Source organism: Methanobrevibacter sp. (genome assembly GCF_017468685.1).
Lineage (GTDB): Archaea > Methanobacteriota > Methanobacteria > Methanobacteriales > Methanobacteriaceae > Methanocatella.
This window is the reverse complement of record NZ_JAFUHT010000062.1, coordinates 20,336-33,189: the sequence shown is the minus strand read 5'-3', so window position 1 is coordinate 33,189 and position 12,854 is coordinate 20,336. Positions and strand designations below refer to the sequence as shown.

2 protein-coding genes are annotated in these 12,854 nt (G+C 35.5%); both read right to left on the bottom strand.

Annotated elements, in window-relative coordinates:
• Positions 1-164: 164 nt before the first annotated feature.
• A complete protein-coding gene (locus tag IJ258_RS08025) occupies positions 165-6,767 on the bottom strand; it encodes an Ig-like domain repeat protein (protein WP_292805539.1) in 6,603 nt (2,200 codons plus the stop codon).
• A 133-nt stretch (positions 6,768-6,900) separates the two neighbouring features.
• On the bottom strand, positions 6,901-12,690 hold the full coding sequence (locus IJ258_RS08020; protein WP_292805536.1) for an adhesin: 5,790 nt from the start codon (positions 12,688-12,690) through the stop codon (positions 6,901-6,903).
• Between the last annotated feature and the right edge of the window lie 164 nt (positions 12,691-12,854).

Sequence of the window (12,854 nt, the reverse complement as noted above, 5' to 3'; positions counted from 1 at the left end):
CACCCCTCATTTATTTTTGATATCATACTGTGTTTAAGTTGATTAAATATAATTGAAAAAAAATAAAGTATGATAAATATATGTTGGAATTTATAATATATAAATTTTTAAAATATTTCAAATGAAATTGAAAAAAAGGAATAAATAAAATGAATTTAATCATTTTATTTTCTAATTTTGATTTTATTTTTAATGGTGGATTTACCATAACTTGTTTTTATAGTGTATTTGCCCACCTTAAGTTTTAATTTAAGCTTTAATGTTGCAACACCTTTTTTATTGGTTTTTACCTTATATTTTTTACCCTTAAATTTAAAAGTGATTTTTTTACCCTTAAGGGGCTTGCCCTTTCCGTTGACCAGTTTAGCTTTGAACTTAATTACTTTGCCTTTCTTCTTGGAAATGTTTTTAGCTGTCAAAACAGGCTTGACTGTAATTTTATTTGAAACCTTGTAATTGGCATAATGAACAGTTACAACATATTTGTTCGGCTTTAAACTAATTTTAAGTGAAGCATATCCATTCCTATCAGTTTTAACATTATAGTTTTTACCTGCAATGCTGAATTTGACTGGAACTCCACTTCCCACAGCCTTGCCGTCATGGCCTATTATCTTAACAGTATAATAATTTCCACCAGTATAATACATTACCAAATCCCTATTCTCAATAATCGGAGCATAAACATTAATGATGCTTTCAATATATTCCCCTGAATCCGGATTGATAACAGTTACAAGGTAACTTTTAGGCGCTAACTCCATATCCACATTTATTTCACCGAATTCATTTGTCCTGTAATCATATTTTATGCCGTCGATTATCACATCAACATTGGTGTTGATTAATGGGGTTCCATTCCTATCAATGAAAAATACTGAATAAGAACTGCCGTCACCCAATAGCTTGGTGAATCTGTCTGCAAAGATTGTCGGTAAAATCTCCAGGTTGAATCTTTCGGTCAAACCGTCATATGGATTAGTTACGGTAATGATGTGACTGCCTGATGCTATATTGAGGTTGAAGTCGAATATTCCGCTGCTTGGAATTGTTGCAATGTAATTGGTTCCATCTATGCCTATTAGGAATTGCTCATTTCTGATTAGTTTCCCACTACCTTCAAGGAATTTCACTGTCAGGTATGGTGTTTCACCATAATACTTAATTGCATTCTCCCCTTCAATGGTTTTTAAAACTGTTATTGTGGTTCTGTTAAATGAATTTTCATATGGTATTCTTCCGTAATAGTAGCATTCAACATCATAACGACCTGGTTTTAAATCTATTTTCAAGGTTATCCAACCGTTTTCATCAGTTGTGCAATTATAAGTCACGTTATTTAAGAGAACTGAGATTGTTTTGTTGGCCAGTCCCCTGCCGCTGTCATCAACCACTTGAGCATGGAATTGTGTTCCGTTACGATAATATTTGACTAGCTTTAAAGCGAACAGCTGTGTGGAATCACCGGAAACCATGAGCTTAATGGAGGATGAAGCCTTTTTATATTGCTTATCACCATTGAATACTGCCTTGACAGTGTAAACATCCGGATATAAGTCAACATTCAGATAGGCCCTGCCTTCACTGTCTGTCAATGTAGGGTAATTATTATTTCCAATGGAGAATGTGACTGATTTATTGGCGAGCAATGTTCCGTTAACGTCTGACAAGACAATATAATATTTTGCGTTTTTGATTGTTGTCTCTCCCTTATAGATTATTGTCTTTATTTTATTGTCTGATGATTCTATGCTGATAGTGTTGATTGAATTGCTTGCAAGGTATCTTTCATTTCCTTTAAATGTGGCTTTTGCAATATAGTTGCCATATTCCAATTCCAAATCAAATGTCACTATGCCGTTCCTGTTTGTTGTTTTGGTAAGGTTAACGACTGAATCGCCGTCAACTGTGAATATTTCAAGGGTGATTTCACAGCTACCGATTGCGTTTCCCAACGGGTCAGTCAATATGATTTTAAACTGGCTTGTCTCATTATCCAATGCGTTCATGTCACTGGCTGATAATGTAGAAGATAACTTATCAGAATCGACTACAAGTATTGTTGAAGATCCTTTAGATGGAACATAATTCGGATTGTCCATACTGTAAGTGATATTATAAGCTCCTTCCTCAAGATTGAGAAGGAGTTTAGCGATTCCATTATCATTAGTGGTTAGATTATACTTTGTTCCGTTAAGGTCAACCTGAACCTGCATGTTTTTAATCGGCACATTATTAACGTTCTTGAGGGTTATTTCATATTGCCTTGCCTCACCATAGTTCACTATAATGTCTTTTCCCAATATTGTTGTCGGCATTTTATAGACAGTTATTTTATTTGACCCTGAACCGAAAATGTTATAATAGTCATTGGAGTATTTATAAGTAATATTATACTCTCCAGGGTTTAAATTGATTTTCAAACGTCCCAATCCGAATGCATCAGTGATTACTTCATAGGCCTGTGACCATTCTCCGGAAGTCAAGGACACTTGGATTTTCTTTCCATATTGGCTGTATGCGTTGGGATCATTGAATTCTATGATGAAGAATTTGTCTTCACCATAATACTGGACGAGGTCTGTGGAGTTTATTTGGATCTTCTGCAATACTGCTTCCTTGCTGACAATAATTGTTGCAGCATTGGTTGCATCAGCATACCATTCATTGCCACCATAATCGAATGTTGCCAAGTAGCTTCCCTCATCCAAATCAATTATAAAGGATGCTTCACCATTGGAGTCTGTGTTCATCTCATATGTTTTTATTAGTTTGCCCTTATAGCAATTCAAGATTATTGTCTCATTGCTAACTCTCCTGCCATACATGTCGCTTAAAACAATAGTGTAGATGCCTTTTAACGGTATTGTTGCATGATGGAATCCTGAAACTATTGTCAGTACCTTTTCCACATGAATCACATTGCTTGCAGCACTTGGACCGTAAATGTCATCTCCTACAAATTCCGCTTTAACATTATATGTTCCCGGAAGATAGTTAATTGCAAGGTTTGCCCTACCGTTATCGTCCGTTTTAATAACGAATCTGTCATACAGGTCCCCTTGTGACAATGTTACAACAATGTTTTCCCCTCGTATCAAGGTCCCATATACATCCTTTAAGGTAATGTTGTAAATTCCACCCTGACCGTATAAAGTAACTTCTGGCACGATTAAAGTTGAATTGGCAGGTTTAATCTCGATTTGTTTCACTATGGAACATGGAGCATACCATGAATCGCCTTTATATTCTGATTTTATAGTGTATTTTCCAACGTCAAGACTGAACACTATCTCCGCTTGGCCGTAGTGGTCGGTGATGCCTTCAACCTGGCTTGAGATTCCCTTCTCGTTGGTGACTGTGAATGTGATAGGCATGCCTATCAGTTTTCTTCCGTTTTCACCGTATAAAATGGCATAATACCTATTGTTTTTACCGTAATATGTTTCGTCATAAGCGTTTATGCTTGTTATGGATGCCAATACCTCGATTTTAGCTGTAGCATTGCACTTGTCAAAGTAGCCGTTGCCAAGATAGTTAACGTTTACTGTATACTCCCCTATAGGATAGTCCACATTGAACTCCACATAACCCTTCTCATCAGTTACCACTTCAAAAATCTGATTAACCCCATTGGAATCTATTATTTCAACTTTCAATGTTTGATTAAACAATTGGCGACCGTTTACATTAATCAAGGTAATGTTATACTTATTGTCCTTGCCTTTAAAGGTCACATTGTCCATGACCAGTTGAGTGTGGGAGTTTAGAACATCCAACTCCAATACCTGATTGTCTATCCTTGCATATACCTTCAAATCCTCTGCGTTGAAGTCATATGATATTGTTGCATTTGCACGGCCCTCTTTGAGATAAGTGAATTCAGGAGTGATGTTTCCTCCATTAATCATGAAGTAAACCGGCCTTACAGGCATTGGATGACCAATCACTCTGATGTTTCCGTCATCATCAACCACCCTGTTCAATGCAGCCTCAATGACATTGCCGGAAACGCTCTCAAGGGACATTATAACCCAATCATTAAGTTTTAGATTACCAAGGAAGATGAAAATGTTATCGGTAGTCGGCTTTTGATTATTTCCCCACCAATTGCTTGAGTAGTCCACATCCCCTGAAGATGAGTAAATATCGTTTCCGGAGTATTTTGCAGTATTGTTTATGAATACACAGTAATGCACGTGTTTGGAGGATGAGACTGCTCCTCCGTATGATGCCCTATTGTTCATGAATATTGAGGTTAAGATAGTGTCTGCTGAAGCTATCCCCTCTCCAACATATGCATTATCATGATTAATGTACTGGTTTAAGTTTCCTTCAAAGTAGGAGTCTTCTATCAGTGCTGCTGTCACTAATGCCTCTCCTCCGTATGCGTCTCCCCGATTATTGTAAAAGTAACATGAATCAATATTGGTTGCAAAAGCGATTTTACCAGTGTTTCCAGTGAATGTGCAGTTTTTAATGAATCCATCAAATGAGCCGTAATCATCATGAGTGTTTAATCCTATTCCACTACTTGAATAGCTTGTACTTTTGAATATGTTGTTTTCAAATATTGTATTTTCAACATATGCATATCTTTGGTAATTATCATGGTATTCAGAGTATGTTGCACCTAAAAGAGATGATGATGAATATGAAAACGGGTGCAAGTTGACAATTCCCACTGCATTCTGCCTGAATATTGAATCGTATATTTCTATAGAGGAAGTGATTGGGAATATTGCATTATAATTTTCCATACCCTGATATCTATAATAATTTGAAACCTGCTCGAATGTTGAATTTTTAACATAAACCCGTGCAGTTCCCCTTGAAACCGCTCCTACAATATCTTTAAAACTTGAATCCTCCATGAAAACCAAACCGTCATTTTTATTGCCGGAAGTGGTGAATATTACAGACGGAGATGTGATGCCTGTGAATGAGCAGTTGACCACACTAACGTTTCCGCCAGTACAGTAGACTATTGAATCGTCATATTCCCTTATATCAACTGTGAACTTAATGTTTTTAAGTGTGAGACTACCCCATTCTTTAACTATAAATACATTGAAGTTGTTGGCTCTTTTTAATGTTACATCGCCGAATCCTACGATTGTCACATTCTTATCCACCACCACATTGGAATCTGCATTGTGCTTATGCAATCCTTCAAGCAGACAGATGGTATTGCCATTTCCAACCTTTTGTATTGCATATTGCAGTGACCAGAACGGTTTTTCAAGGGTTCCATCCTCAGGACCGTCATGGCCATCTGGAGATACGAAATATTGGTATGCTGACATTCCCTTGCCTATTGTGAGCATTAATCTTTCATTGTCAATCACGGCATACACCAGGCAATCCAGGATATTGTTGTTCAGATAGTTGGTGAAATTATTATTGATTGTTCCTGAAGAATGCATGAAATTGCCGTTTTGCGCTTCGAATGAAACCAGCCTACCAGGCAGATACTCATTTTCTGAGAAATCATAAATGTTGTTGCCGTCACTCCATTTATTGAGAGAGACTATGAACTTTGAATTTGTTCCAACTGATAAGTTTCCGTCTTCTGATTCGAAAGTTGCCACTGCCCAGTATTTAACATAATTGGTTCTGAAATAATCGAATGAAGGTCCTTTGTTTGATCCCCACCAGTTAAATGGCGCAAACAGATACCCGCTTTTACCGCCACCATAGATTGAACCTAGAATAGTTGAATATGTTATGTTTAAGGCAGTGTAAGAGCATGAAATACTGTAATCAAAAATGGAATGTGTTGCAGTGAAATTTGAATCTATAATTGACAATACGCTTATTGATGAAGATTGAACAAATCGAGTGTTGTCCATAAACACGTCAGCACCCTTAAAAGCAGGCATTCCATTAACTTTTGAGTTGTAAATCCTTGCAGTGACATTTTCTATTTCAAAATTTGTGAATAATGAATTGTTAATGAAGACAAACCCCGGTACGTAATTATATTCATCATACACAATGTTTGACTGCAAATAGCCTATATTTGAATTCAAGACCCTTAAAGTATTATAGTTATACACTGTCACTCCAACTTCACTAGAGTAGGCTTGGGTTGCAGTGAATTTGGAATTGTCTACAGTGCAATCCCCAACATTAGTGATTATCTGAGCCATATTCGAGGAGTGGGCATTGCCCACATTAGTATTATTCATCAGCAATGTTCCCTCATTGTATACAACACCCATTAGAGTTCTGATTGTATTGAATGAACTATTGTTTATTACTAAATTGCCTTGATTGTTTATAGCTCCCAATTGTGAATATGAGTCGGTTTTACCATTAATGAATTTGATGTTGTTTAAGATTAATGATGAGCCCCCATTAATTTTGAAGAAGGCATATTTATTTTCACCATTGATTGTTGGTTGGGATTGGCCTTCAATTGTCAAATACTTGTTAATGGTAATTCCAGTATTGGATGAGCCTTTATATGTTCCATCCTTAACTATAATTTTTGAATTGTTATTAGCTACACTGACAGCAAAGCCTATTGAAGCAAATGGAGATTCTGAGGTCCCATTTCCTATTAAATCATCACCATCAGCACTAACATAATATTCATGGGTTTCTTGGATTGGATCATCAATGTCATCAGATATAACCATTTCCTGATTATTTGATGATTCAATGACTGTTGAATTATCGTCATTTGCACTAACTACTAGTAATGAAGACATCAATACCAATGACAATAATATTATTAACATGAATTTTTTATATAAAATCATCAACACCTCTTTTTAATCATACTTTATAAAAAAGTCAAACATATTATATTTTTTATAAAAAGAGATATAAAAAAGTTTTTATCAAATATCAAATTTGATTGAAAAAATAAAAAAATAGGAAAAAATGAAGAAATTAATAATTTTCTTCATTTTCTTTTTCTTTACGCCTATAACCTATAATCAATAGAGACAATACAATAATCTCCAAAACGATAAATGCCATCATGGCAGTGTCGTTGTCGATTAATTCATCTAATTTCTCAGTGATTTCATATGATTTGGCAACGCTTGTTGCACCTCCAGATGAAGAACTGGAACTGGCATCGCCCGCACCTTCAGAACCGCCTTGGGAACTTGAAGGAGATGCTGCGGCATTTGCAGTCATTCCAACACTTGCAAGATTAGGATTATAGTTTGAACTGTTTGATTGACTTAAACTATCAGAATTAACAGTTCCATCAACTTTCGAATCCGAATTAGATGAAGAGTTTGAATTAGATGTTCCCCTTATATTCTGACCATTATAAGCATTGGATCCAGGCAAGTTGGAGAAAGAACCGCCATAACCGGTTCCGCTGCTTCCAGGACCCAAATTAGTTCCATCTCCATTTCCATTATACCCATTACCATTACCATTGCCGTTTCCCTGTCCATTACCGTTTCCATGACCTCCAATAGAAGATCCTGTTGAGGTACTTGAACCGGTGGATGTAGGATTCGGATTTTTCGAATCACCAGAACCCTTATTAGGATTATCTGGATTGCCAGGTTTTGGATTTGAAGGTTCATCCGGAGTTGGATCGGTAGGGTCCACTTTAACCTCTTGAGGTTCCCATTTTACCCATTGCCTGTACCATGGCTTGAATTGATTGTTATTAACATTCCATACAGAATCATCGGGACCATCATATCCTGTTGGAGAAATGCCCCAATAATTATATCTCATGTCAATTGCATAATTTCCGCCTTTAGAATGGATTGTATTATATGCCGGTGCGAAATTGTTCACAATATTGGAATCATGAACCACTATATTTCCGGAACCCACATTGAATGCTCCACCCATATTCAATGCCTTATTATTGGATATTGTTGAGTTATAAATATTGAAATTATCCTGAATATGGCCATAATAACGATAGGAATCATATTCTATAGCTCCACCATACCTGGCAGTGTTATTTGATATGACCGTTCTCATCATGATGAAATTTTTAGCCAAATTCAAGGCCCCACCACTTGTTCCAGCAATATTCTCACTAAATTTTGAATCCAAAATTTTTCCATCATTTGCTTTGGCATATAATGCTCCACCATCATTTGTTGCTTGATTGTAGTAGAACTGTGAAGATTGAATATAGCATTTATTATATGTTCCATATACAACCCCACCGTTACATCCACTATAATAGTCATAATAATCCAGATCAACTGAACCTAAAGACCGTCTAGTGTCATTAGCCCTGTTATTGAAGAAATAACAGTTATCGATGTCCAAATCAACCTTTGGTTCAAAGTCGGATTTAGATGTGAAGCTGTCTATTTGAGTGGCAATCACACCACCTTTTTGAGCGGAATTGTCGCTGAAACTGGAATCATGAATTGATACTGGTGTGTTTTTAGTGTATATTACTCCACCAGAACCAACTGGAGACTCACATTCAGAGTAATATTTATAATGATTTCCATCAACAATGGACCACATAACTGTTGAAAGCCTTATAGCACAGTAGTCAAGGGATGTCAATGCAGTGTTGGCATTGAATATGGAATTTTCAATTGCCAAATTGCTTTTTGAATCCGTATAAATTACGCCACCGTGAACTCCCTCATTATCATAGAATAATGATGAGTTGATATGGGTTTTTCCATAATCCGCTATTACTCCACCCCAATGACCTAAATTATTGTAGAATACTGTGGAATTTATTGAAAGTTCACCATTGTTCAAAATGGCCCCTCCCCTTCCAGTATTACTACAATCTAGAGTATGACCGGTTTCCATATCTCCGTCACGGTTATATGTGACATTATGGTCAAATACGGGATTAGAATTATCATAATAGGATGAAGAATTGCATATGACGGAATCATTGATGTTTAATTTTCCGTTGTTTATGAATACTGATCCGCCGTCAACGTTATGTGCATTTTCTATAAGAACACCTGAAATTGTAAGAATACCTGTTTTATCAATATTGAATAGTTGTTTTGAGTTTGCATCAATCATCACCTTTCCAGGATTCATTACCTTAATTGTCAGATTCTTATCGATTTTGATATTTGAATCGACATAGCTGCCGTCCATTAAATAGATTATGCAATGATTCAGCGCATTCTGTACCGCTTTTGATATTGTGGCATATGGTGCATAGATTGTTCCACCGCCGGTCACGTCACTTCCATTTTCAGACACGTATATGTCCATTGGAGTGTTTGTGTGAACAATATCATATTTTCCGTTTACTGCATAATCCGAACGTTTTGAACCATTGCCGCTTATTAAAAAGTTTTTAACAATGGTGTTGAATGAATCTGGAGTTGAAATTGAGATTACAGCATAATCATCTGCATTTTTTGAGAATGAAACTATATAATTCTCTGATGCCAGATTATCGCTGGAGCCGTCACAGTAATAGATTGCAGCCTGGTTTGTGACGTTTCCTGTTCCATTAATTGATATAGTGTTTAATGTCACTTCTCCTGATTTAACATTTGATGCGTAATACCCATATATTGACTCCGCTACACCGGTCAGATTGTTATTTATGATATTGTCATGATTTGAGTTTTCAGAATATATGAAAATTAAATCATCGGCTTTTGCATTCATAACATTTTTGTCTATCAATGAGTTTGCTGATGCTTCATTGATTATTATTTTAACCGCTGATGCGTTTACTTCAAAATCATTACCTTTTACAGTACTTGACAATGTATTATTCAATATTATTCCAGAAACGCTTGTTGCGTTGATGTAAACTTCATTGTTGATGAATGAATTGCATTCTCCACCAACCATGTTTAAGATTGTGGAGTTTGAGGAATTGAATAAATTGCCTGTTATGAGTACATTTGAAGTGTTGTTTAGGGTTATTGTTGAATTAACAAGGAATGCATCATATATTTTTATGTTTGATGCGTTTTCATTAATTATCAATGAAACCTTTGATGGGATGTTCTTGTCGAGTGAGGAAATATTAACTTGACTGTTAATTTTCATTGTTTGCCCCTTAGTCAGATTGTTTAATAGCAGTATGCTGTTTGGAGCTATGATTCCTGAATTCAGGTTTCCATCCTCATCAAAGTAAACACCGTAATTATTGTCATCAATGATATATGAGTTTGAAGCAAATTCCATTTCGCTTTCATCTGTTAAATTTACCAGGATTATTGGATTTGTCACATTGGTATAAATCTTGTTTCCGGTTATGGATGTGTCGTTGGTATGCTTTATTACAGCTATTGCTGATGTTCCTATTCCCAACACATCTGATACTCCCTTAATGTCTGATAAGTTTCCGGCAAGAATTGTAATTTCATTGTCTTCAATGGAAATATTATTGGACATGTATATGGAGATACCATAAATACCATTACTTTCACTATATAGTTTATTTGATGAAACTGTTGAATTATCAACCATATGGAATTCGATTAAGTATGCCATTTCCTTACTGTGAATTATGATTTCGTTGCCTGTGACATTTAATCCGGAAAGTTTGCCGATTAAGTTTGCAAATGCAATACCATATCCGTAACCGTCGCAGATAATGTTGACCTTATTAGAAAGGAATTCACTTTCAGACAATGAATCAGTATAGATTGCCTCGGCAACACCATCTGAAACCATGATTATGTTATTCTCCAATACCCTGAAACCTGTTGAAAACCTCTTGTTCATCTGTCGAGTGGTTGGATTTAACGCAGGCGCCGTTATGCCGTAAGCATACTTGATTTTTGAATTCACATATATGTTATTATAGGAAATGATGGAATTCTCGCAGACATCCTGTATGAGAATGGCTGAATTGGACAATGAGCCTTTCCTGAACACGTCAGTAATGTTATTGCGTGTGACGCTCACATCATTAACATTGTTTAAAACTATTGCCTCCCTATCATAATTAACAAAATTGAAATCCCTAATCAGGGATCCTTCAGCATCCGCTTCAAATGTAATGGTTACATTGAACAGCAGATTGTTCATCTTATTGCTGATTACATTAATCTTTTCAGTGAAGAAGAGGTTTTTATTAGTTAAGAATGTTAAAAATATTACCTTGGTCTTATTTTCCTCGAATTCATATGTCAAATGACCGTTCCTATCGAAATACTCATAGAAATTATCATCATTAACAATGATTGCAGTTGAATTCAATATGACCCCATTGACCATATTGTCCAATTGTGTATTGGACTTGGCATCTGTGACATCAATGTAAATACCCTCAGTATTGTTTGTTTCAATAATATTATCAGTAATGACAGTATTATATACCAAACCCTCTACAGATATACCATAATTTTCACTTGTGATTCTGTTATTGGTAATAGTATTGTTATAATACCTTGAACCAGTTGAAGCGGCAGGTATATTGATACCTATATTATTGGTAGTTACTATATTATTATCAATTAGAGCATAACTGCATAGTGCAGATATTCCATCATCATGATTTACTTTTACACTATTATAGCATACACGAGCATTATTACCATTTATATTAATACCCTTACCATATCCCTTAACATTGATTCTATTGTCATGAGCATAAACACACTTGCCCACATTCAATGCAGAGGTAACATCAGTGAAGGTGATGTTATTGTTATATACTTCACACAGACCTGCATCATTACCGCTTGCCTGAATACCAATGTTGTGAGATTCGCCGCTGACATCATTGTCATGAACAGTGAAACCACTGCCCCCAACAGAAATGCCGTTTGCACTACCCTTAACAACATTGCCGTAAACGGAAACATTATCACCAGCTAGGTTAACACCGAATGATCCCTTAATAATAGTATTATTTGCAATTACAGTACCATCATGACTAGCATATTGAGCTTGAATAATTATGGACATTGGCATTGTGCAATATCCCTTAAGATAGTTATAGGAAATTATGTTGCCTTTACATAATGGAGACCCAGAATAATCGGCATGACCAAATGGATTAAAATAAATCAAATTAGTAACAGACAGCTCTGAATAAGACAGTACCTCCAAACTATTATGAGAAATCAAGTTATCATGACATTGACCCATAATAATGTTACAAGTAACATAAGTCTTCATATCATTATAAATAATCCTATTATTACTAGACCAACCCATAGGCATAGCATAAACTCCACCCGTATTTGCAACTCTTATCGTATTGTATGCTATAAGGTTATTATTGGAATTGGATAACCAAATACCATGTAATTGACCTACAGTTACTCCCCTAAGCGTTAAAGTACCTTTTGTATTGTTAACAGTAAGATTTGTAATAGTGGAACCATCACTTCCCTTAACCAAATGAATGAAACCATTTGAAATTTCATCATTGGAAGAAATAGGCATTAATGTAAGTTGACGGTCAATAACAAATGCCCTTCCAGAAATATTACCTATCTTTAAAGTGTCTCCAGCAGAAATGCCTGAATCATCCTTGATTTTACCAGTCCTTATATCGAAATAGGATTCATAATTCTTTTGAGTAATCTCAAAAGTCCTGTTGGAACTAGCAATGACATCATTAGAATCATCCTCATCAAGGCCAATTGAGTCATCCACTTCATGATTAATAATTTCTGGAACATCTACCGCTTCACCAGACAATAATCCCTCATCATCAAAATCCGTTTCGTTAGCTGCAAAAGCAATGTTTAATGACAGTAAAACAAAACAAACGAATATTAATGAAATCAAAATATTCTCCTTTCTGATCTTTTTCACCTCCCTTTATATTGATTCAACAAAACAAGTCAAATTATATTGAGAATATATAATAAAAAATTGACTATACTATAACTATTATCAAATATAATATATATAGATTATGAAAAAATCAACTGAAGTTGAAAAAAGGAGAT

Bases quoted from the DNA above. Each gene is read 5' to 3' on its own strand.
- IJ258_RS08025 (WP_292805539.1), bottom strand. From the start codon at position 6,767: ATGATTTTATATAAAAAATTCATGTTAATAATATTATTGTCATTGGTA.